This is a genomic window from Enhygromyxa salina, assembly GCF_000737335.2.
Lineage (GTDB): Bacteria > Myxococcota_A > Polyangia > Nannocystales > Nannocystaceae > Plesiocystis > Plesiocystis salina_C.
In genome coordinates, this window is the sequence record NZ_JMCC02000108.1 from 1 (window position 1) to 25,462 (window position 25,462).

The 25,462-nt window shown below is 68.7% G+C and carries 18 protein-coding genes; 6 read left to right on the forward strand and 12 right to left on the reverse strand.

Annotated elements, in window-relative coordinates:
- The 3 genes from DB30_RS32600 to DB30_RS42890 form a co-directional block, all read right to left on the reverse strand.
- Positions 1-3,347: beta-ketoacyl synthase N-terminal-like domain-containing protein (locus DB30_RS32600; RefSeq protein ID WP_146661649.1), on the reverse strand; the 3,347-nt coding region annotated here is incomplete at its 3' end.
- Between the two features lie 51 nt (positions 3,348-3,398).
- Positions 3,399-4,565, reverse strand: coding sequence for a radical SAM family protein (locus DB30_RS43445; RefSeq protein ID WP_052556438.1), 1,167 nt, complete (start codon positions 4,563-4,565; stop codon positions 3,399-3,401).
- An 11-nt stretch (positions 4,566-4,576) separates the two neighbouring features.
- Positions 4,577-6,862, reverse strand: coding sequence for a cyclic nucleotide-binding and patatin-like phospholipase domain-containing protein (locus DB30_RS42890; protein WP_052556440.1), 2,286 nt, complete (start codon positions 6,860-6,862; stop codon positions 4,577-4,579).
- A gap of 365 nt (positions 6,863-7,227) precedes the next feature.
- Between DB30_RS42890 and DB30_RS32615 the strand changes: the two genes are divergently transcribed.
- Together DB30_RS32615 and DB30_RS32620 are read left to right on the forward strand one after the other, a co-directional pair.
- Positions 7,228-8,184 carry a PDZ domain-containing protein gene (locus DB30_RS32615; RefSeq protein WP_165704058.1) on the forward strand — a complete coding sequence of 319 codons (957 nt, stop codon included), beginning with the start codon at positions 7,228-7,230 and terminating at the stop codon, positions 8,182-8,184.
- Positions 8,185-8,333: 149 nt separating this feature from the next.
- Complete coding sequence (locus tag DB30_RS32620) at positions 8,334-9,125, forward strand: hypothetical protein (RefSeq protein WP_052556445.1); 792 nt, start codon at positions 8,334-8,336, stop codon at positions 9,123-9,125.
- Position 9,126: 1 nt separating this feature from the next.
- Here the strand turns inward: DB30_RS32620 and DB30_RS32625 are convergent, their stop codons facing one another.
- A complete protein-coding gene (locus DB30_RS32625; protein WP_146661651.1) occupies positions 9,127-10,179 on the reverse strand; it encodes a peptidase MA family metallohydrolase in 1,053 nt (350 codons plus the stop codon).
- Between the two features lie 191 nt (positions 10,180-10,370).
- Here DB30_RS32625 and DB30_RS32630 point away from each other — a divergent pair, with 191 nt between their 5' ends.
- Positions 10,371-11,453 carry a mechanosensitive ion channel family protein gene (locus tag DB30_RS32630; RefSeq protein ID WP_052556450.1) on the forward strand — a complete coding sequence of 361 codons (1,083 nt, stop codon included), beginning with the start codon at positions 10,371-10,373 and terminating at the stop codon, positions 11,451-11,453.
- 15 nt (positions 11,454-11,468) lie between these two features.
- Here DB30_RS32630 and DB30_RS32635 read toward each other — a convergent pair whose 3' ends face one another.
- The 3 genes from DB30_RS32635 to DB30_RS32645 form a co-directional block, all read right to left on the reverse strand.
- A complete protein-coding gene (locus DB30_RS32635) occupies positions 11,469-12,242 on the reverse strand; it encodes a hypothetical protein (protein WP_146661653.1) in 774 nt (257 codons plus the stop codon).
- Between the two features lie 26 nt (positions 12,243-12,268).
- Entirely contained in the window at positions 12,269-12,613 is a 345-nt protein-coding gene (locus tag DB30_RS32640) for a PilZ domain-containing protein (RefSeq protein WP_052556454.1), read from the reverse strand.
- A 164-nt stretch (positions 12,614-12,777) separates the two neighbouring features.
- Positions 12,778-15,066, reverse strand: coding sequence for a hypothetical protein (locus DB30_RS32645; protein ID WP_146661655.1), 2,289 nt, complete (start codon positions 15,064-15,066; stop codon positions 12,778-12,780).
- A gap of 73 nt (positions 15,067-15,139) precedes the next feature.
- Here DB30_RS32645 and DB30_RS32650 point away from each other — a divergent pair, with 73 nt between their 5' ends.
- Entirely contained in the window at positions 15,140-16,348 is a 1,209-nt protein-coding gene (locus DB30_RS32650; protein ID WP_052556458.1) for a phosphoglycerate dehydrogenase, read from the forward strand.
- A complete protein-coding gene (locus tag DB30_RS32655; protein WP_146661657.1) occupies positions 16,338-16,730 on the forward strand; it encodes a sirohydrochlorin chelatase in 393 nt (130 codons plus the stop codon). Before DB30_RS32650 ends, DB30_RS32655 begins: the two co-directional genes overlap by 11 nt.
- On the opposite strand, the gene hflX is transcribed toward DB30_RS32655, so the two are convergent.
- From hflX to DB30_RS32680, 5 genes are all read right to left on the reverse strand, one after another.
- Positions 16,708-18,618 (reverse strand): GTPase HflX, encoded by a 1,911-nt coding sequence (gene hflX, locus DB30_RS41845; RefSeq protein WP_052556463.1) that lies wholly within the window; start codon positions 18,616-18,618, stop codon positions 16,708-16,710. The genes DB30_RS32655 and hflX overlap by 23 nt on opposite strands.
- A gap of 16 nt (positions 18,619-18,634) precedes the next feature.
- Positions 18,635-20,608 carry a response regulator gene (locus tag DB30_RS32665; RefSeq protein ID WP_052556465.1) on the reverse strand — a complete coding sequence of 658 codons (1,974 nt, stop codon included), beginning with the start codon at positions 20,606-20,608 and terminating at the stop codon, positions 18,635-18,637.
- Positions 20,609-21,089: 481 nt separating this feature from the next.
- On the reverse strand, positions 21,090-22,052 hold the full coding sequence (locus tag DB30_RS32670; protein WP_146661658.1) for an anti-sigma factor family protein: 963 nt from the start codon (positions 22,050-22,052) through the stop codon (positions 21,090-21,092).
- Positions 22,049-22,783, reverse strand: coding sequence for a sigma-70 family RNA polymerase sigma factor (locus tag DB30_RS32675; RefSeq protein WP_165704059.1), 735 nt, complete (start codon positions 22,781-22,783; stop codon positions 22,049-22,051). Before DB30_RS32675 ends, DB30_RS32670 begins: the two co-directional genes overlap by 4 nt.
- Positions 22,784-22,812: 29 nt before the next feature.
- Positions 22,813-23,904 carry an arginase family protein gene (locus DB30_RS32680; RefSeq protein ID WP_052556470.1) on the reverse strand — a complete coding sequence of 364 codons (1,092 nt, stop codon included), beginning with the start codon at positions 23,902-23,904 and terminating at the stop codon, positions 22,813-22,815.
- Positions 23,905-23,972: 68 nt separating this feature from the next.
- Here DB30_RS32680 and purB point away from each other — a divergent pair, with 68 nt between their 5' ends.
- On the forward strand, positions 23,973-25,445 hold the full coding sequence (gene purB, locus DB30_RS32685; protein WP_052556485.1) for an adenylosuccinate lyase: 1,473 nt from the start codon (positions 23,973-23,975) through the stop codon (positions 25,443-25,445).
- Positions 25,446-25,462 lie beyond the last annotated feature (17 nt).

Here is a 25,462-nt window from a genome sequence, read left to right on the forward strand (position 1 = left end):
GCGGGCGAGCGCTCGAGCAGCGCCGCGTAGCCGCCCGCCAGCTCGCGCAGCGCCGCGTCCGTGTGGGCGGAGATCGCCAACAACACCGGGCCATCCACGGTCGCAACCTTGGACGCGCGCGTGGGCTCGGCCTGCGGCGCCTGCTCGAGCACCACGTGGGCGTTCGTGCCCCCGAACCCAAACGAGCTGACGCCGGCCAGCCGGGCCGCGTCCGTGCGCGGCCAAGCCTCCCGCACCCGCGCGAGCCGAACCCTGGCGGCGTCAAAGTCGATGTGGGGGTTGGGCGGATCGGCGTGAAGGCTGGGCGGCAGCTCCTCGTGGTGCAGCGCCAGCGCGGTCTTGATGAGCCCCGCGATCCCGGCCGCGCCCTCGAGGTGGCCGATGTTGGTCTTGACCGATCCGATCGCACAATCCACCGGGCGGTCAGGCTGTGAGCCCAGCGCCCGCGCCAACGCGGTGACCTCGATCGGATCGCCAAGCACGGTGCCGGTGCCGTGGGCCTCGACATACCCAAGCTCGTGACCGGCGATCCCAGCGTCTTGGTGGGCGGCACGGAGCACGGTCGCCTGCGCGCTCACGCTGGGCGCGGTCAGGCCGTTGCTGCGCCCGTCGCTGTTGACGGCGCTGCCCCGGATCACCGCGTAGACGCGGCGACCGTTGGCCTGCGCGCGCGCCAGCGGCTCGAGCATGATCACGCCGCAGCCCTCGCCGCGCACGTAGCCCCCAGCGTCCGCCGCGAACGCCCGACAGCGCCCATCACCGGCCAAGAAGCCCGCCCGCGCGAGGTTGTGGCTCAGCGCGGGCGCCAGCACCAAATTGACCCCCGCCGCGATCGCCCGCTGCGACTCGCCCGACCACAGGCTCTGACATGCGAGGTGCACGGCGACCAACGAAGACGAGCAGGCGCTGTCGATCGCCAAGCTGGGTCCGCGCAGATCAAACGCGTATGACAAGCGATTGGCGGCGATGCTGGTCGCGTTGCCAGTCGCGCCGTAGGGCGAGTCGGCGGCCGCCTCGGCCCGCGCGTAGTCACCGGTGCAGATCCCCACGAACACCCCGGTGTTCGAGCCGCGCAGATCCTCGGCGCGCACACCCGCGTCCTCGAGCGCGGCCCAGGTCTGCTCGAGCAGCAAGCGCTGCTGCGGATCCATGGCCGCGGCCTCGCGCGGGGTGATCGCAAACAACGCGGCGTCGAACCCTGCGACGTCGTCCAAGAACCCCCCGTGGCGCGCGGCCGCTTTGAACTGGCCGCACAGGCGCTCACGGGCGGGGCTGACCTCGGTGATCGCGTCAACGCCCTCACGCAGCAGCTGCCAGAACGCCTCGGGCCCATCGGCGCTCGGGAACCGGCAGCCGATCCCAACAATGGCGATCGGCTCGCGCCCTGCTTCGGACCGACCGTCAGCCGCGACCACCCCCGCCTCCGCCTGCGTTGGCCCAGCGCCGCTCAGGTGCGCGGCCAGCCGATCGATGCTCGGGTGCTCGTAGATCAACGTGGGCGCGAGCCGGCGACCCAGCCGCGCCTCGAGCTCGCCCGAGAGCCCGACCGCCTCGGCCGAGTCGAGCCCAAGCTCGGCGAGCGGCCGCGCGGGATCAACCCGATCCACCGTGGTCCCCAGCCGCTCCGCGACCTGCTCGATCAACCACCCGCGCAGCTCGTGCGCGCGCCGACGCTCGTGCGTGGGCTCGACGATCTCGGCCGACCAGCTGGCGATCGCGCTGGCGCGCAGCTGATCGTGCGCCGCCCGACAGGCGAAGCGCTGGATCTTGCCGCTCGAGGTCTTGGGCACCGTGCGCGGCTCGATCAACACGACCGAGCGCGGCGCGACACCGTGCGCGTCCAACAGCGCGCCGCGGATCACCTCGATCACCTGCGCGGCCGCCCGCTCGCTCTGGCGAGCCTCGAATTCGTAGACTACGGCCAGCGCCTCGTCTGCAGCCCCAACGGCTCCTTCTGGCAGGGTGAACGCGGCCCCGCACCCAGGTCGCAGCCCACGATCGCAGCGCTCGATCGTCGCCTCGAGATCCTGCGGGTACAGATTTCGCCCGCGAATGATGATCAGATCCTTGTGGCGCCCCGTCACGAACAGCTCGCCGCGATCGTCGAGCGAGCCAAGGTCACCCGTGCGCAGGTACGGCCGCTCGTGACCGAGGATCGTGGCCCCAAAGGTCTGCGCGGTGTCTTGCTCACGACCCCAGTAGCCCGCCGCCACGCTTGGGCCCGCGACCCAGATCTCGCCGACCTCGCCCGGCTCGCAGCGACGCCGGGTCTGCGGCTCGACGATCACCAGCTCGTGCCCAGGCAGCGCGCGCCCACACGAGACCAGCTCCTGCTCGGTTGAACCAGTGATCGCCTGCTCGCGCTTGTCGCCGCCCGAGACGATCAGCGTGGCCTCGGCCAGCCCGTAGCAGGGGTAGAACGCCGACGGCCGAAACCCGCTGGGCGCGAACGCGTCCGAGAACCGGCCAAGCGTCTGGGTTCGGATCGGCTCGGCGCCATTGAACGCCAGGTCCCAGCTGCTCAAGTTCAGCGCCTGGCGCTGCTCGGCGCTGGTCTTGCGCACGCACAGGTCATACGCAAAATTGGGCCCGCCGCTGGTAGTTGCCCGATAGCGCGAGATCGCCTGCAGCCACCGCAGCGGGCGTTGCAGGAAGTGCAGCGGCGACATCAAGGTGACGGGGAAGCCGGCGTAGAGCGGCTGAATGATCCCGCCGATCAGCCCCATGTCGTGATAGGGCGGCAACCAGATCACGCCCTGGCTGGCCGGCGAGTGACCAAAGCACGCCCGGATCCGGGCCGAGTTTGCCAGCAAGTTGGCGTGCGAGAGCATCACCCCCTTGGGCGTGGCGGTTGAGCCCGAGGTGTACTGCAAGAACGCGATGTCACTCGCCTGCAGCTTGGGCGGACGCCAGTCACCCGCGCGCGCGTCGGCGACCTCGTCGGTCGCCACCCACGTCAGCGGAACCGCGCCGCGCAGCAACCCCGCGCTTGGCCCCGCGAGCGCGCCCAAGGTCAGCACCGCGCCCGCGTCACAGTCGGCGAGGATCGACGAGAGACGCGGCAGCGTCCGGGCCAGCGCTCGCGGATCCGGCGGATAGGCAGGAACCGCGATCACCCCTGCGTACAGACAGGCAAAGAACGCGATCACATAGTCGAGCCCCGGCGGATACAGCAACAGCGCCCGCGCCCCCGGCTCGAGCACACGCTGCAGCTCGGCCGCCACCGCCCGGGCGCGAAGATCGAGCGCGGCCGCGCTCAGCGTGCGCGCGTCGGTCTCGCCGTCCTCTAGAAAGGTATAGACACCCAGCGCAGGCTGATCACCCGCGCGATCGCGAGCAACATCCACCAGCGTCAACCACTCAGACTCGCGCGTGTGCACCACCAGAGATCTCCCAGCCTAGAGCACGTCCTCGACGAGGTGCTGCAAGCTCGCGCCCGCCAATTGCCCCGCAGCGCGCCCCCCAGCCAGCCCGGCCAGCGGGCGATCGCGCAGGTGACCCGCGCGCGCGTGAATCTCGGGCAGCAGCGCGACCCCCTCGTCAAACCCAACGATGCGATTGCCCAGATAAAACATGTACATGGTCGTGAGCCAATTGCTGAAGTCCTCGCGCGACCCCAAGTGTCGTTGCAGGTTCATCATGATCCACGAGATGTGCGCGTAGACGTCGTAGCAATTATTGCAATCGCGCTCGTCGCCCACGCAGCAGCGCCGGGTCGTGGCCAGATCCGGGTTGTAGGCCCGAAAGTGGGTGTTGTAGGGGTTGCCGTTGCCAACCCGCTCCGCGTTGATCGGGTTGTCGGGCGTGATCGAGCAGCACACGTCATAGCCCCAGCGCTGATCAAACAGCCGCCCGGTCGAGACGACCTCCGCGATATGTGACGACATCAAGATCCGCTCCGGGTAGCGGCTGATCATCTTGTCGATGTTGCGCCGAACCTGCTCGAAGCCCCGGTCGTGATCGTAGGTCCCACCCAACCCGGAGATGTCGCCGTAAAAGTTGAAGGTCACGAAATTACCGTTGTCAACGCATTGCCCGACGACGCTCTCTATCTCGCCCGCGTTGTCGGGCGTCGTCGTGTAGTACCAGATCGCGCGCGGATCATCGCGATAGTTGCGCATCGCCTTCTCGAACACCCGAACTTTGCCCCCGCCGCGCAGGTAGGTGTCGGTCTCGTGGTCGCCCCACACCGACAGCCCAATCGGCATGGTCTCAAACCCTTCGTGGGGGATCCGCCGGATCCCGTTGGTCACGGCGGTCATCCAAAAATTGTCGTGGATCTTCTTGAGCCGGGCCAGCTGCAGGCTTGGCTCGCCGCCGACCACGGTCACGAAATTGGTCCCGCGCGCCTTCTCGCCCTCGAGCCAGGCGTCGAACACCGCCTCGTCCTTGGGCGACTCGAACCGGTCCATGTTGTCCTCGAAGAAGTAGCAGCCCTTGCAGCGCAGATTGCAGACGTGCGTGATGTCGACGAGGATCGCCCGCAGCGGGCCCGCGCGCTGAAGGTCGTCCCACAGCCGACGCAGCAGCGGATCTTGAAGGTAAGTGGAAAGTTGATCGTGCATGTCGGGTCCGGCTAGTTGTTCGATTCACGTCCGAGCAGGCGCTCGCGGTGCTCGCTCCACCAGCGGGTGATCTGGGCCTTGGTCCCGTCGTAGCCCTGGTCGGCGATCACCGGCGCCGCCTTGAAGTCGAGCATGTTCCAGTGCGCGACCTCGGGCTCGAGCAGCAGCGAGGCCCGGGCCGCGGTCGCCTGGGCCCGGTGGGTGGAGTGGCTGGCCGCGTTGGCGCTGCGCATCAAGATGCTGATGATGTTGGGCATCTGGATTGACTCGCGCCGGGGGCTGATCAGCCGCCGCGCGACCTCCCAGCCGGACAGGCTCATTGGAAGTTGCTCGCCCGCGACGAGATCGACGTCTGGCATCACGTCGACGGCGACCACCGCTCCGGGGTGCAGTTCTGCCATTCGATCGATCGGCAAATTGTTGATCACGCCGCCGTCGACCAGCAGGTCGCCGTTGGTCCACGGCACCGGCGGAAACACCCCGGGCAGCGAGCCGCTGGCTCGGGCCGCGAACGCGAGCGGCCCCCGGCGATGCACGACCTCGGCGCTGCGCGTGAGGTTGGTCGAGATCGCAAAGTACGGGATCAGCAGATCTTCGATGTCGAGATCACCGACCACACCAGCGGTCCCGCGCACCGCGTTCTTGCCGGCCGCCAGCGAGACCAGCGGCAAGGTTGGATCAATGAGGTTGTCGAACACTGGCCGAAGCACCCGCAGCAGCTCCGTGGACTGCAGCCCCAGCGCCAGCGACCCGCCCACGATCGCGCCGATGCTCGCGCCGCAGGCCGCGTCGATTGGGATCCCCAGCTCTTCGAACACCCGCAGCACGCCGACGTGGGCGTACCCCCGCGACCCGCCGCCACCGAGCACCAGCGAGATCGCCCGACCGGTCAGGTGCCGAACCACGCGCTCGACGTCGCCGCGATCTCCCCGGCGGACGTGATGGTGCTGATCCACGTGGGGGCGGCCGTCGAGCCAGCGCTTGGTGCCTGGGAAGGTCGTGCGCCCGCGCTGTTGCAGCAACACCAAGCTGACCTGCGGCGCGCGTCCTCCCGCAAATTGCTCGACCACTTTCCGCTCGTTTGGGCCAAGGGCTTCGTGCGCGCGGGCGTCGGCGACGAGCACGATGTGGCTCGCGTGGCGGATCGCTCGCTCGCTCCAGCCGCTCCAGGTTGGGTCGCACGCGTAGATCAGATGATCGTGCAGATCCTCTTGCTGGGCCAGCCACGGCCCAAGCAGCAGCTGCGCGGGATGATCGTGGGCTTCGTGGGCCAGCCCCCCCACCCCGCCATTCGTGGCGCCCTCGGTGCCGAACTCGGCGTCAATGAGGTCCGAGCTCAGCCGCCGAACCGAGCCATGCCGCGCCAGCCCGGCTTCGAACTGATCGACGAACGCCGCGATGTCGACCGTGGGACCCAGCGGCACGATCGCGAACGCGCGGCTCTTGGCGAAGGTCATGCTCCGCGGCTCCAGCATGCCCTGCAGCCGCGCGGCCAGCAGCCGCGCGATGTAGAACATGGCCTCGGGATCGGTGATCGCCAGGCGCGTGAAGGCGTCGCGGGCGAGGTAGACCAGCTCGGTGTCGCGCAGGGCGTAGACCGTGGCGGTCCGCGGGCCCCCCGACAGCAACGCCATCTCGCCGATCCACTCCGCCGGCCCGACGTCATCGAGCACGCGCTCGCTGCCGTCGCCAGCAGGGGCGACCACCCGCACGTTGCCGACCACGACGATGTAGGCCCCGTCGGCCTCGTCGCCGTGGTTGAACAAAACCTGCCCGCTCTCGACGTGGACCCACTCGAGGCTGTCTTCGAGCTCGCGCAGCCCGTCCGCATCGAACTCGCCGAAGATGCTCTTGAGCATGCCGACGATCCGGCTGCGGCGCAGGTCCTCGCGCAGCTTCTGGGTGAGCGGCTTCATGAGCTGCGGGTGACGTTCAACGAGCGCGATGCAGCTGGGCCGATCGAGCTCGAGCGCCCGCGTGGGCGTGAGCGCCCGAACGGTCGCGGTCCGCTCGCCGCCGAGCACCAGCGAGATCTGCCCGACCAAGCTCCCCGGGCCGAGCGAGGGGACCTCGACCACGTCGCCGTTGGGTTCGGTCACCGTGACGGCCAAGGTCCCGTCGACGACCACGAACAGGCTGCCGCCCGCGTCACCTTGCTTGACGAGCAGCTCACCGGGGGCGAGCTGAACTTCGCGAAATTCACTGGCCAGCAGCGCGAGCTCGCTCGGATCTGCGTCGAGCGACAGCCCAGTCGCCTGCAGCGCGCGCAACCAGTCTTCGGGGATACCATCCGTCATTGGATCTCAATGGTAGAACTCCCTCACACCCGCTGGCCATAGCTAGCCCGCGTCAACTTGCGATTCACAAGCGACAATCTGCGCGGTTGTGATCCAGCATTTGATGGCGGATCGTCGGACGGTAGTCGACGGTAGTTGGACGGTTCGGAGACAGTACGATCGGACAGTGGCGAGCCAGCGTGGGACATGAAACGATGTGCCGACTGTCCTGACGAGTACGATCAAAGGCGGGGTGCATCGCCCGGCCAAGCTCGTGCCGCACGGGTCCAGCAAAATCCCGACGGATTTGGGGCTCGCTCGCCGTGCACCCTCACAGTAGGGTGTTCGCAATGCGAAGCCGGGCGCGACAATCAACCTTTGTGTTCATGACGGCTCTGGGCTTGGTTGCGGGGTTCGGTCTGGGCTGTGGTGGCGACGTGCCAGCGCCAACGGCCGACCCCGCCGGCCCCGCCACCGCACCAACCAACGATCCCCTGCTCGCCGAGCTCCTCGGCGAGTCCGTCGAGGTCGACGGCGAACGGGTCATCGCTGACGCGATCGTGGTCCGCCTCGCGTTCGAGCCGCTGATCCGCGGAACCGGGCCGGCGAGCCTTCAGCTGGTCCAGAGCCAGGGCTATCGGCTCTCGGGCGTAGCCGAGCGCGGGCCGCTGTGGCTGCTGGGCCTGCGCGATGGCGACGTGCTGACAAGCGTCGATGGTCAGCCGATCAGCGCGCGCGAGCACGAGCTTCGCAGCCAGTGGGAGGCCCGCCCGCGGGCGGTCGAGATCACCTACCTGCGCGGGACCGAGGTCCGGGTGCTGAAGCTCGAGATCCGTGCAGGCGCGAGCTGGAAGAGCGCCGATCCGGGCGTAAAGCAGGTCGCGGAGCGCAACCCAAGCGAGCTCGTGCAAGCCACCACAGACCGCGAGACCGACGCCACCGCCGAGCCCACGCTGGACCTCAGCGAGGCGGTGCGCTGCACACCAAGCGAAGCCGATGACGAGGATCTCGGTCGCTGCGAGCTCGACCGAGCTGCGCTCGACGAGCTGCTCTCTCGCCCTGAACTGCTGGCGCGCCAGATGCGGATCGTCCCCAGTCACAGCGACGGCCAGCCGCTTGGGTTCAAGGTCTACGGGATCCGAAGCAGCAGCTTCCCCTCGCTGCTTGGCCTGCGCAATGGTGATCTGATCACCGCGATCAACGGTCATCCACTGAACAGCCCCGACGACGCCCTGACGGCCTACTCCAAGCTGCGCGAGGCCACCGAGCTCGTGCTCGCGCTGCGGCGCGACGGCCAGGACCGCAAGCTGACGATCGTCATTGGCGACGGGCTGCCAGGCTAGCGCCGACATCCTTGGACGATGGACGCGACGCTGGGCCATCGAAGAAAGACCCCGTTGGGCGTCGTTCCTGGGGTGTTGCTACGGTTTTCTTGATCGTTTCGGGACCCGGTCTGACTGACTGCTCGAGCCGCCCAGGCTGGAGCTAGACCATGTCCACGACCCTTCGCAACACCACGATCAACCCTGACGCCCTCACACCTGCGGCCAAGCTGCGGCTCATTGACGAGCTGCATGCCACCCACACGAAAATGTTCGATGGCGTGTCGAAGCGGGCGTTTGCTGACCATGTGGTCAACTCCCCAGCGGATCGAACGCGGATTCAGATCTTTCGCGCTGGCGACCGGCTCGTTGGATACCTGGCGGTGCACACCTTCGCGCGGATCATCGCGGGGGAGCGATGGGTGGTCGTGCGAGGCGAGACCGGCAAGCTGCCGGCGTATCGCAGGCGCGCCAACGGCAATTTGTTGATCTCCGAGATCCTGCGGGCGTGTCTACGCCACCCGCGAGCGCGCAAGGCGTTCCTTGGCTGCTTCGTGCACCCCTCGGCCTACGTGGCGCTTGCCCACGTCGCGCCGCAGATCTACCCGCACTGGGACGAGCCAACGGATCCAGAGATCCACGCGGTGATGGCCCGCCTCGCCGATGAGTTTGGGCTCGAGCCCGCCGAAGCTGGGCGTCAGGGGGTGCGCAACGTTGGGTGGATCACGCGCGAGACCCAGGCCGAACGCGACTCGTGGGCGCGACGCGATGACCCGATGACGCGCCTGTTCATGACCCAAAACCCCAGCTACGCGGCCGGACACGGGCTCCTGGTGCTGGTCCCGCTCCACCTCCGCAACCTGGTCGGCGGGGTCTCGCTGCACGTTCACCGCGAGCTTTGCCGGCGGCTGCGTGGGGTCCGGTCCAACGCCCAAGCCGGCGCGCGCAAGCTCGTGGTCTGAGCTACCAGGCGCCCGCCGCCGCCAGCTGCTCGACTCGAGCGGCGCGCTCGGCCGCGTCCTCGGCGTCGAGTCGGGCCCAATCCCGAGCGAGGCGCCGCCGCCTTCGAACCCAAGCGACCACGACGACCGGACCCACGAGCAAGAACGGCAGGCTGCCCGAGCCGATCAACGGAAACCATACGAACCGGCCCAACAGCCCAGCGCGCCAGTCGGTGTCGAGCTCGACCAAGGTCACGCCGTACGCATCTTTGAACGACTGCTCGAAGCGGCGCCCGTTGTGCAGCTGGCTGAGCAGCTGGCGAAAGTGGGCCTCCTCGGCGTCGTGGTAGCGCAGCCAGGTCACGAAGTCGCGGGCCGCCGCGTACGCGACCGAGGCCTGGCGAGCGTCACCGTGAAACTCCGCCTCGATCCGATCCAGGCCCGGGACCCCGCCGCCAAACACCGCGCCGGCCAAGCTCTCTGCCCGCATCAAGCTGACTTCGTTGGCCAGGCTCTCGGCGACGCCCTCGTGGAACCAGCGCGGCAGCTCGGCGCCCGCGGTCGCCCGAAACAGCGCGACGTGGACCAGCTCGTGGCGCAGCAGGGTCTCGAGATCGCTGCGCGAGCCGTCGGGATCGTGCATCGAGATCGCAATCTCACCACGCGGCGGGTGGGCGACCCCGGACACCCACACCGGCATCCCGGTCGCGCGGGCGACCATGCCAGCGTGGTTGACCAAGTGGATCGTCAGGCTGTCATCTAGGTCGCGACCCAGCGACTCTTCGATCTCCGACCACCACCCAGGGAGCTGCTGGGCCAGGTCGAACGCGACGGCGTCGAGCCCCGGCTCGTGGCGGATCACGGCGCGCCCAACATGCAGGCTCTGACTGGCGTCCTCGAGCGACCAGCTGATCGGCTGGCCATGCTCGGCCCACGCCTGGCTGGGTGCGGCAAACGACAGGAGCAACGCGAGCAAGGGGGCGAACAACCCAACCGCGAGCCGGCTCCACCAACGACGCGGACCCCCGCGGACGCCGCGAAGCTGTGAGGGGGGATCGAGGGGGTGCCGGGCCATGGTCGAGGAACCTGCTCACGCAATCGGGCTGCGCAAGGTCGGCGTGAACTACGAGGGTAGCACCGCCCTGTTTCAATGCGGCGGCGCTGACCCCACCCGCGTCAGATCGAGCCCTGGTCCCTGTATCAATGCGGGGCGAGGCCCAGCCTACCCTTGCATCGCGGCGCCGTCCCGGTTCCAATCGCCGCTCCATGGAGAGTCTCCTCGAGCTCCTCGACGACCCATTGGTTCAGGCTGCGGGGATCATCGTCGGTTCGATCATCGCCGCGTGGTTGGTCGAGCTGGCGATCAGCGCGACTCTGGCCAAGGCCGCCGCGAAGACCAAGACCGACGTCGACGACAAGATCGTCGAGATCGTCCGACGACCGGTGTTCCTGACCGTGCTGCTGTGGGGCATCGACTGGGCGCTCGACGTGCTGGCGATGCCCGAGCGCTTCGCGAGCCCGCTGCAGTCGTCAATGCAGACCCTGCTGATCTTGATCTGGGCGGTCGCGTCGACTCGGATCGGCAGCGTGCTGCTCACGGCGTTCGCGGCCAAGGAGCGCCAGCGCTCGATGCTGCAGATCCGCACGCTGCCGGTGTTCGACATCATGATGCGGATCATGGTGGTCGGCACCGCGCTGTACTTCATGTGCCTGGCCTGGCACATCGATCTCACCGCGTGGATGGCCTCGGCCGGGATCTTGGGCGTCGCGTTTGGCTTCGCGGCCAAGGACACCCTCGCCAACTTGTTCTCGGGCATCTTCATCCTCGCGGACGGCCCCTATAAGGTCAAAGACTGGATCGTGCTCGACAACCAATTGCGCGGCGAGGTCACCCACATCGGGATCCGCTCGACGCGGATCCTGACCCCCGATGACGTCGAGATCACCGTGCCCAACGCGGTCATCGGCAACGCGCAGCTGCTCAACGAGACCGGCGGCGCCTACATGCGGCAGCGGGTCCGCATCAGCCTCTCGGTTGCCTACGGCAGCGACATCGATCGGGTCCGCGAGGTGCTGATCGGGTCTACCGTTGGCGCCGCGCACCTGCTCGACAAGCCCGCCCCCAACACCAAGTTCAACAAGCTCGGCGACTCGGGCCTCGAGTTCGAGCTGTATGTGTGGATCCAGGAGCCGCAGTACCGCGAGCGGGTCGTCGACGACTTGACGGGGCGGGTCTACAAGGCGCTCAACGCCGCGGGCATCGAGATCCCCTACTCGAAGCACGACGTCTACATCCGCGGCCTCGCGCCCGAGCTGCTCGCCCAGCTCCGCGATCAAAAGCCGAATTGAGCGGGGCCCCTCGGGTCAGTTGGCAGGCGTGATGACCAAGACCACGGTGTCTTTTCGCACGGCACCTGCGATCAGCAACCCCACCGCGACCCCGATCACGGCCACGGCAGCGCCGGCGATCAAGCCGGTCCGGACCTTGGGCGACACCCGAACCCGCCGACGCTCACGCGCGCCGCTGGCGATCCGGTCGTTGTGCTCGGCCCACAGCACCCCAAGTAGGTCTGGATCAGCGGCGGCGGCGGTCGATCGGATCCCCAGCTCCTCTTCGATCAAGCAGTCGCGGGTGAACAGCACGGGCTCGCTGCGATCGGGCACGTAGCCGATCGTGATCACCAGGTCGTCGCGGCCCTCCCGACAGATCTCTTTGGCGGCGGCCGAGCCAACCCGCAAGCGCCGGACGTCCGCGCTTGGGTGCGGCGACGCGGCGACCGAGGCCTCGAGCTGATCGAGCAAGGTCTTGTCTGTCTTGCCGCCGTCGAGCTCCTGCGAGAGGCCAACGGCGACCCGGACCACGATCGCCTGCTGCATGCTCGGCGGCGGCGGCTCGACTGGCTTGGGTGAGTCAGCGGTTGACGCCGGCTCGGGAGCGGGCTCGGGCTTTGGCTCGGGCTTTGGGTCCGCGGGGCCAACGTCGGGCAGGGGATCTTCCCCAGGTTCATCCTCGACACCAGGCAGCGCGGGCCCTTCGACGATCTCCGTCGTCGCTGGTGCCGCGCGAGCAACGACGCCCGGCCCGACGAAGCAGATCGCCAAGCTCAGTGTTGCAACCGTGATGTTCCTGAACATCACGGCTGCCGATGTGACTCGCTGTCGCTTCACCGCCTCGTGTGCAGGCGGTTGATCGCCCAGACTTCGCGTGCACGCAAGCCGGTGCTGAACTGGATGCCAAGCACCGTTGGCGTGCCACGATCGACCCAGCGGACCTCACCTTCGGCCTCGATCGGCGCCGCGAGCAACGGCAGCTTGAAGCTGACCTTGAGACGCGAGCCAAGCTTGGGTGGCTCACCCTCGACACGCAGACGCATGCCGCCCGCGCTGATGTCCTCGCTCGGCCAATCCTCGACCTTGTCGCCGATGAAAATCCGGACGACCACGACGACATCGAAGCGCTGATTATCGCGGCGGTCGCTCGGATCGCCGGCGCCCTGAATCGTCGACATGGCCGCAGTTTACACTAGAACCCAGCTCCGCGATCCGTCATCTGCAACACCGATCGCACACGAGTTCGCCGACTCGGCGGCCGGCCGCGCGCGGTGGTTGGGCGAAACTGATCGTCGGACCGAATCGGACGCGCAGAGGTTGGGTTCGGGCACCGCGCAGGCCTCTACAGCGCGGCTTGTTGCTCGGCGAGCTCGGGGATCGCGGGGCCCTCGTCGCCGCGGGCCGGCCGACGCCGCTGGGCGAACCACTCCCGGTAGTAGCGCATCTTGATCTGCTGATCCTCGGGCGCCCGACGGTCACAGGTTGCGAGCTCGTCGCTGCCCTCCGCGGCACCCCAGCGCAGCTCCGGGCAGTCGTTCGGGTTGTAGGCGGCTTCGAACGCCGCCGCCCGACTCACGACTTGGTCCAGACCAAGCTTCCAGCTCGACCCATCGGACCGCTCGTAGCTGATCGCGTGGGCAGGATCGGCGAGCAGCAGCTCGCGCTGCTCGGCCAGGTAGCTCATCGTCAGCTCGAACTGCTCGGGTTCGCGCGCGGGGTCGAGCCCGAACGCAGCGGGGTTGCGACGAACCTTGTCGGCGAACCCCGCGACCACGTCGATCGCGATCAGCAGGCGGAGATCTCGAGCTGGTGTCGAGAAGTTCTCCCACGCGCCCGAGGTCTCGAACACGCTGTGCCCCCAGGGCATCTCGATCACCTCGTCGGCGCGGGTCGCGTGGTACTCGACGCCATTTTTCACAGACGTCACCCGCACGCGCACGGCCTCGGCCAGCGCGGCGACGAGCTCGGCCTGGGCCGCGAACGGGCTGCGCTCGCCCGGCGTGATCAGCCGCTCCATCAGATCGTAGAACTGCGTGGGCGACAGCTCCCGCTGCATGTCCGAGACGTCCCCGTAGTCCTGCAGCGCGGCCAGGGTCTCGTCGTTCATCTGGGTGAACACCTCCACGTCCCCGGTGCCCGAGTTCATGATCGGCCGAAACGCCTTGAACCCGCTCCCGCCAAGGCTCGGATCCGCCTGGTTCCACAAGAAGTTGCCCTCCCAGAACCGCTTGCGCGTGATCGAGCCGTCGGGCTGGCCGTCGATCGCGAACAAGATCCCGGGCGCGCTGCCGCGCGGAGCGACCAGCTCGGCGAGCACCAAGATGTGGCCATAAGGATCGGCGTAGACGATGCCGGGCCGCAGGCCGCGACGATCCAGCGCGACCGGATACAGGTCGCTGTTCGAGTCTCCGAACGCGCAGCGACCGTTGCCCGTGTGCACGCTCCAGCCGATCGAGCGCTGGAAAAAATACTCGATCTTGTCGTTGTGGCTGGGGACGGCGGCGTTGTCTGGGAGCTCCACGGGGGGCACCACCGCGACCGGATCGGCGACCGCGCCTGGCCCCGGAGCCGCTCCTGGCCCCGGAGCCGCTCCTGGCCCGGCCCCAGCCTCAGCCTCAGCCCGAGGCGGATCGATCCAGTGCGGCCGGCGATCTGGCGGATCCAAGTTGGTGCGTAGATCAAAGCAGCTCGGCGCGCTCTTCTTGCCGCGCGAGCACTTGCGAAACCCAAACGGGAGCCCGCGCTTGAACGCCCAGTACGCGCGCAGAAAGTAGGGCGTGTCGGCGCAGTCGGGGACCAGCTCGAACCCGCGGCTCGCGTGGTCTTCCTCGCGGCCAAAATGATCGTGCAAGAGGTTGCGGGTGGGATCGGAGGTGACCTCGGACAGCGCCTTCCAGGCGAGATCCTGATCCGCAGGCCCGCTGAACAGCTCGCGGACCCACGCGCTGAACAGCGCCTCTTCGGCCGCGTTCCAGCTGCGCTGGTTGGCCCAGACCTTTGATAGATCGACGACGCTCTCGTCCTTGAAGTGGTACTCGCGGACGGTGAACGAGGCGCAGCGAAGACCCTCGCCGTCGCGGCCAACAATGACCTGGTAGCGCCCGCCCTCGCGCGGCGTGAACCGGGCCACCGTGGCCGCCGGTACGCCCGCGCGCTGGACCTGCGCGGTCTCGACTGGACCGCCGCCGCGCCGGTCGAGCTCGACCCGCAGCGCGAGCGGCTCCTCACCATCCAGGGTCGCGGCCATGATCCGCAGCTCTTCGCCCTTGGCCGGCTTCAGCGGCGAGATCACGATGCCGACGTCGCGGTCGCGATCGCGCTGCTTGGGGCACTCGCCCGCCGCGGCGCCGTCGAGCGTGGGCGCGGGCGCGGGCGCCTCGCGATCGAAGGTAGCCATGTACGCGGCCAGCGGCACGCGGTCGGGCTGCGCGGACCCGGTCTCGGCTTGTTGCCCGCCCTCGCCCGCCTCGTGTAGCCCGCCCTCCCCCACGCCCGCCTCGACCCCGGCTTGCTCTGCGTCGCCCGCCGGCCCAGCCCCGCGACCCCCGCGACAGCCCAGCACCAACACCAACGCCACCAGCAGCCCCTTGCCTATTTGCCTCCACACCTTCGAGTGTCCCGCGCCTCGCACGCTCGAATGCATACCCACAAGGCGACGCGATTGCCAATCCATGCGACGTGAGCGGTCGTGGTACCAGTTCGGTATGCGCATCCTGATCGCCGATAAGTTCTCCTCGTCTGGACAAGAGACCCTGCGCGCGCTCGGCCACGAGGTCGTGTTCGAGCCTGGCCTCGGCGCCGGTGATCTCCCCGCCGTCGTCACGCAGCAGCGCCCGGACGTGCTCGTCGTTCGCTCGACCGAGGTCACCGAAGCCACGTTTGCAGCGGGGACCGAGCTCGCGCTTGTGATCCGCGCTGGCGCCGGGGTCAACACGATCGATCTCGAGAGCGCCAGCCGCCGCGGTGTGTTCGTCGCCAACTGTCCAGGCAAGAACGCGATCGCGGTCGTCGAGCTGGCGTTCGGCTTGATCCTGGCCCTCGATCGCCGGCTGTGTGAAGCCAACGCCGAGCTCCGCGCCGGGACCTGGAACAAGAAGGCCTACGGCAAGGCCAAGGGGTTGTTTGGACGTCGGCTTGGGCTGATCGGCTACGGCGCGATCTCGCGGGAGCTGGCCAAGCGGGCCCGGGCGTTTGGGATGCGCGTCACTGCCTTTTCTCCCTCGATCGATCGCGGACACGCCGAGCAGCACAAGGTCCACGTGGCGCAGTCCCTCGCCGAGCTGCTCGAGACCAGCGACGTGGTCAGCATCCACGTGCCGTTTCGCGAGAGCACCCGCCACATGATCGGCGCCCGCGAGCTCGCGCTGCTGCCCGACGGCGCCCTGCTGATCCACACCTCGCGCGGGGGCGTGGTCGACGATCGGGCCCTGGCCGAGGCCGTCAGCAGCGGCCGGATCCGCGCCGGGCTCGACGTCTACGAAGACGAGCCAAGCGCGGGCGTGGCCCCATTCGACAACCCGCTCGCCAAGCTCGACGGCATCTACGGGACCCCCCACATCGGCGCCTCGACCGAGCAGGCCGAAGAGGCGATCGCCGAAGAGACCGTCCGCATCGTGCGGGAGTTCGCCGAGCGCGGCTCGGTGCCCAACGTCGTCAACCTCGACACCGGACACACCGGTCACTACGCGCTGGTGATCCGCCATCAGGATCGCGTGGGCGTGCTCGCGAAGATCCTCGAGGCCCTGCGCCGCCACCAGCTCAACGTGCAAGAGATGAGCAACGTGGTGTTCAAGGGCGCCGACGGGGCGGCGTCCGCGACGATCGTCCTCGAGAACGAGCCCTCGGCCGAGCTGATCAACGACATCCGCAGCCACGAGGCGGTGCTCGGCGTAGACTTGCGTAGTGTCGCCTAGGACCGCGCGTGACCCTGCCTTGCTGCTCGTGGCCCACGGGTCGCCAGATCCCGACTGGCGACGGCCGCTCGAGCAGCTGTTGGCGCAGCTGCGAGGGCAGCTTGGTGAGCGCGTGGGCTTGGCCTACCTGGCCCACGCGCCAAGCATTGAAGATGTCGTCGCCTCGTTCGCTGCGGCGGGGCACGCCCGCGTCGTCGTCGTGGCTGCGCTGCTGTCTCCGGGTGGGCGACACGTGAAACAGGACATCCCGGCCGCCGTCGACGCTGCGCGGGCTCGGTTTCCCGCGATCGACATTGATCTGGTTCCGGGGGCGCTCGGCGACGATGCGGGGGTGATCTCGGCGCTGGCGGCCGCCACGCTCACGCGCCTGAAGGGTCGCTGACGTCGCCGCTGTCGTCTTCGTCGTCTTCGCTGACGTCGCCGTCGTCGTCTTCGCTGACGTCGCCGTCGTCGTCTTCGTCGTCCGCGTCGTCTTCGTCGTCGCTGACGTCTTCGTCGTCTTCGTCGTCTTCGTCGTCCGCGTCCGAGCTCGCCTCGATCCACGGGCCGTCGCGGTGGCTGCCTGGCGCCTCGACTTTGCCGCGCGCCCACAGGTGGCTCTCGATCGCCTCCATCAGCCGACGGGTGCTGCGCCGATCGAGCGCGCTGACCTGGTAGCTCCCGGTCGCGAGCTCCGACTCGGGGACCAGCTGCCCGTCGGGCAGCAGATCGCACTTGTTGAACACCATGAAGCGATCGACATCGGCCGCGCCGAGCTCGTCGAGGATCCGCTCGACCGTGCGGATCTGCTGGGTGTTGTCGGGGTCCGTGGCATCCACCACGTGCAGCAGCAAGTCGGCCTCCGCGACCTCTTCGAGCGTGGCCGAGAACGCTTGCATCAACGCGGGCGGCAGATCGCGGATGAAGCCAACGGTGTCCAGCATCACGACCTCGCGCTCCTCGGGGAACCGGACCCGCCGAACCGTGGGATCCAAGGTCGCAAACAATTTGTTCTCGGCGCGGACCGTGGACTCGGTCACGGTGTTGAGCAGCGTGCTCTTGCCGGCGTTGGTGTAGCCAACGATCGCAACCACGGGGACCTCGCTGCGCTGGCGACGAGCACGTCGCTGCTGGCGTTGCTTGCGAAGGTGATCGAGGCGCTTGTCGAGATCGTGGATGCGGTTTTGCGCGCGACGACGATCGAGCTCGAGCTTGGTCTCACCGGGGCCGCGGCCGCCGATCCCACCCGCGAGCCGCGACATCATCGTGCCCTTGCCGACCATGCGCGGCAGCCAGTAGCGCAGCTGCGCGAGCTCGACCTGCAGCTTGCCGTCGCTGCTCGACGCGTGCTGGGCGAAGATGTCGAGGATCAGCGTGGTCCGATCGATGACCCGCAGATCCGTCTGCTCGGAGATCACCCGGGCCTGCGAGGCCGACAGCTCGGGATCGCAGATCAGCAGCTCGACGTCTTGCTCGAGCGCGTGAATCAACACCTCGCGGAGCTTGCCGGAGCCCAAGAAGGTGCGGGGATCGGGGTAGCGACGGCGCTGGACGACCAGATCGACCAGCGCGACCCCGGCGGTGCGGCACAGCTCGCGCAGCTCGGCCTGGCGCGCCTCGATCCCGCCTTGCCGGTTCATGTCGTCGGTGTGGACCTGCAAGACCATGGCCCGCACGCCCACCCCCGCCGCGATCGTTCGGGCGGTGGCGGCGACCAGCAGCCCCTCGAGCTCGGTGATGAACGCCGAGAAGTCCGTGGGCAGATCCGGGCGGGGGTGCCCATCCTGGTTGCGACTCGCTGCGTCCGGGGACAACAGCGCGAGCGGTGCCCGGCTGAAGGTGTGCAGCTCGAACCCACGCTTTCCGTCGCGGGCCGGCTGCAGATTGGCGATGTCGACCTGCACGCCGCCGGGGCTGTCGTGCACGGCCGCGAGCAGATCCAGGCGCAGCTTGGTGAGGTCGGCGAGCTCCTCGCGGTTGAGCGCGTCGGCGACCAAGTGCGTCGAGACCAACCGGACCCCGCGCAGGCGGCCATCGGCGCCGCGGACCCGGGTGAACTCGGGCAGCTCGAGGCTGTGGGCGTCGCCAAGGATCACCCGGCTGATCCGCCCGCGGCGATCGATGAACAGCCCGATCCGGCGGTTGAGCTCGTGCGAGAGCTCGAGCAGATCGCGGGCCAGCGGCCCAGTCACGATCTGATCTGCGGGCACCCGACGATCGCCAAGCCGCGCGAGCGCTCGCGCCTGGCTCGGCTTGAGGTTCGAGGTGTCGCCGTAGACGACGTCGCTCATGTCAACTCCGGGCAGCTCAATCGAGGACCCTGAGCGCCACGGCCAGCGCCTGCTGGGCCCGTCGGGCCGCGTCGCTGCGAGCGGCGAGTTGCTGCTCCACGTCTGTCTGCTTGGCCTCGAGCTCGCCAAGCCGCTGCCCGAGCCCGGCCTCGAGCTCGCTCGCCGCGGCTTGGGCTGCGTCGCGCTCGGCTTCGAGCTCGGCGACCCGACCCTCGAGCGCGAGCTTCTCGGCGGCCGCCGCCTCGGTCGCCTCTTGCATGGCCGTGCGCATTTGATCGGCGCGCTGCTCGAGGAACTCCAGCTCCGACGCGTTCTCCTGGGTCTGGCTGGCGAGCTTCGCGGTGACCTCGGCGAGCTGCTCGTCGCGCTCGACCACCTGGGCCTGTGCGGCCTCGAGCTGCTCGGCCAGCGCCGCGGCGGTCTGGGTCTGCTCGGCCAGCTCGGCCTGGGCCTGCTCGAGCTTGGCGCCAACCTCTTGGCCCTGCGCTTGCTGGGCCTCGAGCGACTGGGCTTGCTCGGCCACCTGCGCCTGCGCGGCCTCGAGCGCCTGGGCTTGCTCGGCCACCTGCGCCTGCGCGGCCTCGAGCGCCTGGGCCTGCTCGGCCACCTGCGTGCTCAGAGCGTCGCGCTCGGTCGCGGCAGCGGTAGCGGCCTCGCGCGCGGACGCGAGGTCGGCCTCGAGCTGCTGGGCGGCGGCTTCGAACGCGTCGGCCTTGGCCTGAAACTCGGACTTGGCCTGCTCGAGCTCGCGGCTGCCCTTGTCGGCGTCGTCGAGCTTGGCCTCGAGCTCCTTGAGCTTGGTCTGCGCGAGCTCGAGGCGGCTCTTGAGGCCCTCTTCGCGCTTGCGCGTGGTGTCGGCGTTGCGGGTCGCGGCCTCGCTCTGCTCTTGCGCCGAGATGATCTGCTCTTCGAGCTGCAGCGCCTTGCCCTCGGCCTCGCTGGCCTGGGTCAGCAGCTCGCGGTTGCGGTGCTTGGCGTCGAGGATCGCCCGCTCTTTGCCCTCGAGCTCGTCGCGCAGGGCCAGCAGCTCACGATCTTTCTTGTTGAGCTCGGACTTGAGCCGCAGCACCTCGCGCCGGGCCGAGAGGTTGCCGCTCGAGGTCTCACGCTCGCGCGCGACCGGAGCTGGGGCGGGCTCGAGCTCGACGGAGACCGAGTCGACGGCGGCGGCCGGCGGCTCGTCGTCGTCGTCGACGTCGACCGGCTCGAAGTCGTCGACGGGATCCAGGGCCAGCTCGGGCTCGGGCTCGGGCTCGGGCTCGAGCGCCAGCTCGGGCTCGGGCTCGGGCGCGGGCTCGGGCGCGAAGTCGCCGGGCTGGATCGCCTCTTCGGCGGCGATCTCGAAGTCGTCGTCGTCGTCGTCGTCGAAGGTCAGCGCGTCGAAGGCCGCGTCGGTTTCTTCGCCCAGGTCAATGACGGGCGCGGCCGCTTCGACCGCTGGCTCCTCCGCGGGCGGCGGCTCGGACTCGTCGAAGTCAATGTCGCCAAAGTCAGCGTCGTCGCCAGCGTCGAGATCGACGTCTTCGATGTCGTCGTCGGCGTGCGCGGCCTGGTCCGCCGCTGCCTGGGCGACTGCCTGGGCCTCGGGCGAGGGCGCCGCCGCTGCGATCGGCTGGCCAGGCAGCGGAAGCAGCGTGCGCACCATGTCGAGCAGCCCCTCTGGGTTGACCGGCAGGCGCATGTACTCGTCGGCGCGGGTCTTGAGCTTGCCGTGCTGCGCGAACACGTCGTCGGCCACGTCCGACGCGTACATGATCAGCGGAATGTACTTGGTATCGTCGTTGCGCCGCAGCTTGTTGCAGACCGAAAAACCGGACGCGCCCGGCAGCTCGACTCGCAAGAAGATGATGTCGGGCGTCCCGGTCCGCGCGAGCGTCATCGCCTCGCCTGGGTCATGTGAAATCGAGAACTCTAGCCCGTAGGGGGTTAGCGAGCTCTCGATTACGGAACGGGCGTCGGCGTCGGCGTCGATGATCAGCGCTGCGAACACGGCAGGCGAGATTATCTGCTCTAGATGCGCTTCACCAGCCCCGTGATGCGCTGTCGAAATTATGATGCGAGCGGCGAAGTGGCGGGCCTTCGCACGATATATCGCCGGCCCGCTGGCGTTCGTGTTAGGCGTGGCGCGCTGAAGAATCGGTCTAGGGGCCCGTGGTGGAACCCATCATGTCGCCTCGCGCCGGAACGAGGGCGAGGCGCCAACCTATCGTCCATGGCAGCTGTACCGGGCGTACTGCAAGTTTCGGCGACACTGCCCTCGGCGAAAATTCCGGCGCGAGGCGGCGCGAGGGGTTCCACCACGGGCGTCTAGAGCGCCGATCAGTTTGGAGTCGCGTCGTCAGGTGCGTCTGGGGCCGTTCCTGCCTAGGAGGGAGGCCGAAGCTGTATCCGGCATACTGCGAGTGCCGACCGACAACGGCAGGAGCGGCCCCAGATGTGCCTGGCGTCGTGAATTCAAACTGATTGGCGCTCTAGGGGCTGGCGTGTGCTTGCCGCAGCGCGTTGGCGAGCAGCAGCAAGCTGCGAAAGTCCGGCTCGTCGACGCTGATCGCCCCGTCGATCCGCGCCTCGGCGCCCTCGAGCACCAAGCTGTGGTGGACCGCACCCAGCCGAAACTCGACCTGGGCCCGGCCCTGCTCGTCACGCGAGAGGTAGTAGTCGTGACCGAGCACGGCGAGCTGACGCCCGTGCAGCTCGGCGGCCACACCCGCGCGACGCTGACGATCGACCATCAGGGCGCCCGCGCCATCGCGGTAGCGGACCATGGCCGACGAAGCGGGCGCCGTCTTCGAGTCGCTGACGAGCGCGACGTTCTTGGGCAGCGAGCGGGGCGGGGCGACTTGAACGGCGAAGCCCTGGTTCTCGGCGAGCCGCTCGCCGCTTGGCAGGCTGGGATCGGGCGGGGGTTCGGGAGCGACCTCGGGTGCGGGCGGCTGGGTTGGCGCGAGCTTGGCCGACGCCTGCTCGGGGGACGACTTGCTTCGTGCTGGCATCGACGTGGCCAGGCCGCCGTCGATGTGCGCGCCGCTCAACCCCTCGTTGCCGACCCAGTCGGCATTGCTGGCGATCACGAACAGCAGCCCCGCTGCGGCCACGGCCGGGACCATCAGCAACGCGCCGCGCCCAAACGCCTTGATGCGACCGGCGACCGGCGCGAGCCAGCCGCTGTGTTCGGCCGCGCGCTGCTCCGCCTGCACGGCGTCGAGATCGGCGAGGATCCGCGCGCGCAGACCGTCTGGCGCGAGCTCCCGCTCGAGCTCCCGAAGCGCCGCGCGAACCTCCTGTTGCTCGCGCACGATCGCCTGAAATTCGGGGTTGCGGGCGATCTGAGCGGCGACGAGCTCCCGCTCGTCGTCGGACAGCTCGCCGTCCACGAAGGGCTGCAGCAGCGCCACGGTCTCTGCGTGATCCGGCTCGAGTGAATCCAAAGTCATGCGTTCTTCCTCGCGTCCCGGTACGCCGCGAGATCCACGGCGTCGGGGTTTTTTGACAGCTTCTCGGTGGTCTCGGCTCGCTCGGCTCGCTTCGCTCGCTTCGCTTGGGCGGCCGACTTGGGCGGCTTGCGACGGGTCGACTCGCGCTCGCCCGCCGGTGGGTCATCTTCGTCGACCATCCCGATCTCGAGGGCGTGGTCGTAGAGCAGCTTGTGGAGGATCTTCCGGCCCCGATAGATCCGGCTCATGACCGTGCCGATCGGGCACTCCATGACATCGGCGATCTCTTTGTACGAGAGCCCCTCGAGGTCGGCGAGGGTCACGGCCGTGCGGTAGTCAATGGGGAGAGACTCGAGAGCCTCCCGAATTCTCGCGTGGGTGATCCGCGAGGCCATGGCCTCTTCGGGTCCGGGCGGGCTCGTCGAGTTGCCAACCGCGACGGCCGGCCCAAGCGAGCGCACCTGGGCGCTGACGTCATTTTGGAAGCTGCGCTTGCGACCGCGGCGGTGATAGCCGTTGATGAAGGTGTTGCGCAGGATCGTGAACATCCACGCCTTGATGTTCGTGCCCTGCTGGAACGAGCTCCAAAAACGAAAGGCCCGGACCATCGCGTCTTGCACGAGGTCCTCGGCCTCGGCCGGGTCACGGGTCAGGCGCATCGCGGCGCCGTAGAGGTTGTTGATGAGCGGGAGGGCGGTCTGTTCGAACTCGCGCCGTGCGGCAGCTTCCATTGGCGGTGGCGAACTTGGGTCGGTCATGACTATTCCTGGGGGTTTGCCCCCATCGCGCGAAGGGTCGCGAGGGTGTATCCGAACGACGTTTTGAGGGTTTCCCCCGCCAGCTCGTGATCCAGCGAGAGCCCCGGGGCGACCTCGACCAGGTCTGCGCCGATCACGTCGAACGATGCCCCGACCGCCTCGATCACCGCCTCGACCTGCGCGGGCAGCAGACCGTCTGGCTCTGGCGTGCCACACGCAGCCGCGAAGCGAGCGTCGGTCCCGTCGATGTCGTTGCTCAGATAGATCCGACGGACCCCCCGCGCGCGCAGGTGCTCGACGACCTGCGCAGCGAGAGCCGCGGGCTCGAGCGCGCGGGCCTCGTCGGCCCAGATCTGGCGCACGTCTTGGGTTGCCTCCCAGTGCGCCCGCGGGTGACCGCTGGCGCGGATGCCAATCTGGATCAGGCGCTGCCCCCCGCCGAGCGCGACGTTGGCGTGGTAGGCCCAGGTCGCAAAGCAGTAGGTCACGCCAAGCCGCTCCGGCAGCAAGTCGGTGTGCGCGTCGAAGTGCACGATGCCCAGGTCGCTCGTATCACCCTCCAACAGCGGCGCCAGCACGGGCCACGTCACCGTGTGATCGCCCCCAAGCATGAACACCCGCAGCTGCGGGGCGAGCTGCGCGAGCAACCGCCGCGCCCGCTCGGCCATCCCCAGCGGCGAGACCGGCATCGCGCGGCGCTGCGCCAGCGGCAGCGCGGGCCACAACGCGTCTTGCGAGCGCTCGCGCTGGGCGACCGAGAGCATGCCCTCGTCGAGCAGCTGCGGGATCGAGAACACGTCGCCGAGATCGAGCACGGGCGCGCGCCCCAGGGTCGCACGGATCGCCTCGGGTCCCCGCGCCGCGCCGCGCACGATCCCCGCCCCGGTGTCGCTGGGGATCGCCAGCATCGCGACCTTGGCGTCGACGACGGCGCCGAGCTGCTCGCGCCACGCTCGATCGGGATCCCAGCTCGGGCCCAGGTACGCGCGGGTGTTTGCCTCGAGCTGCGCCTTGCCGGTCGAGACGGTGTGAATCCCCTGCCCTGGCGGCCGCAGGTAGCACGCTAGCTCGTCTAGTAATTTATGGATCCGCATGTGCCGGGCGCATCGGCGAGCATACCAGGACGCTTGTGACAAACGAGCCGGGCGATATCCTCGCGGCGATGACCGCCCCAACGAGCGCCCCAACCCGCGAGCCAAGTCAGGCGCCCGACTATCGCAGCCCGCTAGCGAGCCGCTACGCGACCAAGGCGATGCTCGCCAATTTCTCGGATCGGCGCCGCGCGCTGCTGTGGCGCGATCTGTGGATCGCCCTGGCCAAGGCCGAGGCCGGGCTCGGGCTGGCGATCACGCAAGCGCAGATCACCGCGCTCGAGCGCAGCCGCGAGCAGATCGATTTTGATCGGGTCGCCGCGCTCGAGGCCGAGCTGCGCCACGACGTCATGGCTCACGTTCACCACTACGGCGAGGTCGCCGGGGCCGACGCTGGCAAGATCATCCACCTCGGCGCGACCAGCTGCTTCGTGACCGACAACGCCGAGCTCGTGATGATCCGCGCCGGGCTCGAGCTGATCATGGACCGGCTCTACACCTCGCTGACCCAGCTGGCCGCGTTCGCCAAGCGCTGGCGGGCCGAGCCGATCCAGGCCTACACCCACTTTCAGCCGGCGCAGCTGACGACCGTGGGCAAGCGGGCGTGCCTGTGGGCGCAGGACTTCGAGCTTGATCTCGAGACCCTCGAGCAGCTGGTTGCGCGGCTGCCACTGCGCGGGGTCAAGGGCACCACGGGCACCCAAGCTTCGTTCTTGCAGCTGTTCGCGGGCGCCAAAGATCCCCACGCCAAGGTCCGCGCCCTCGATGAGCAGGTCTGCGCCGCGATGGGCTTCGCGGGCTCGATCCCGGTCTCCGGCCAGACCTACACCCGCAAGCTCGACACCTGGGTGGTCTCGGCGCTGGCCGACATCGCTGGGTCTGCCGCAAAATTCGCGACCGACCTGCGCCTGCTCGCCCACGAGCGCGAAGTCGAAGAGCCGCTTGGCAGCAAGCAGATCGGCTCGTCGGCGATGGCCTACAAGCGCAACCCGATGCGCAGCGAGCGAATCTGTTCGCTCGCCCGCTTCGTCCACTCGCTGGCCACCAGCCCGCGAGAGACCCACGCCAACCAATGGCTCGAGCGAACCTTGGACGACAGCGCCAACCGTCGCCTGGTCCTGACCGAGGCGTTCTTGGCGACCGACGCGATCTTGAACCTGGTCGTTGACGTCACCGCGGGCTTGGAGGTCAACCCCGCGATGCTGCGCAAGAACATGGCCGACGAGCTGCCGTTCATGGCGACCGAGAACGTCATGATGCGCGCCGTGGAAGCCGGCGGGGACCGCCAGGCGCTGCATGAGCGGATCCGCGTGCTCAGCCTCGAGGCGGCAGGCGAGCTCAAGGCTGGGCGGGGCAATGATCTGATCGCCCGCATGCAGGCTGATCCGCAGCTCGGCGCCCACGTCGACGACGCCAGCTTGGATCCAGCTCGCTACGTGGGCCGCTCGCCCGAGCAGGTCGACGACTACCTCGAGTCTCTCGTGCGGCTGTTGGATCGCCACCGCGCCCGCGAGGGGCGGTTCAGCGCCCGGGTTCGGGTCTGAGCTGCCCAGGCTGTTCG

What these genes read in the sequence shown, in the direction of transcription:
- DB30_RS42890 (WP_052556440.1), bottom strand. Translation starts at nt 6,862, where the DNA reads ATGACGGATGGTATCCCCGAAGACTGGTTGCGCGCGCTGCAGGCGACT.
- DB30_RS32640 (WP_052556454.1), bottom strand. Translation starts at nt 12,613, where the DNA reads ATGTCGACGATTCAGGGCGCCGGCGATCCGAGCGACCGCCGCGATAAT.
- DB30_RS32670 (WP_146661658.1), bottom strand. Translation starts at nt 22,052, where the DNA reads ATGACTTTGGATTCACTCGAGCCGGATCACGCAGAGACCGTGGCGCTG.
- purB (WP_052556485.1), top strand. Translation starts at nt 23,973, where the DNA reads ATGACCGCCCCAACGAGCGCCCCAACCCGCGAGCCAAGTCAGGCGCCC.
- DB30_RS32650 (WP_052556458.1), top strand. Translation starts at nt 15,140, where the DNA reads ATGCGCATCCTGATCGCCGATAAGTTCTCCTCGTCTGGACAAGAGACC.
- DB30_RS32620 (WP_052556445.1), top strand. Translation starts at nt 8,334, where the DNA reads ATGTCCACGACCCTTCGCAACACCACGATCAACCCTGACGCCCTCACA.
- DB30_RS32680 (WP_052556470.1), bottom strand. Translation starts at nt 23,904, where the DNA reads ATGCGGATCCATAAATTACTAGACGAGCTAGCGTGCTACCTGCGGCCG.
- DB30_RS32625 (WP_146661651.1), bottom strand. Translation starts at nt 10,179, where the DNA reads ATGGCCCGGCACCCCCTCGATCCCCCCTCACAGCTTCGCGGCGTCCGC.
- DB30_RS32630 (WP_052556450.1), top strand. Translation starts at nt 10,371, where the DNA reads ATGGAGAGTCTCCTCGAGCTCCTCGACGACCCATTGGTTCAGGCTGCG.
- DB30_RS32615 (WP_165704058.1), top strand. Translation starts at nt 7,228, where the DNA reads ATGACGGCTCTGGGCTTGGTTGCGGGGTTCGGTCTGGGCTGTGGTGGC.
- DB30_RS43445 (WP_052556438.1), bottom strand. Translation starts at nt 4,565, where the DNA reads ATGCACGATCAACTTTCCACTTACCTTCAAGATCCGCTGCTGCGTCGG.
- hflX (WP_052556463.1), bottom strand. Translation starts at nt 18,618, where the DNA reads ATGAGCGACGTCGTCTACGGCGACACCTCGAACCTCAAGCCGAGCCAG.
- DB30_RS32675 (WP_165704059.1), bottom strand. Translation starts at nt 22,783, where the DNA reads ATGGAAGCTGCCGCACGGCGCGAGTTCGAACAGACCGCCCTCCCGCTC.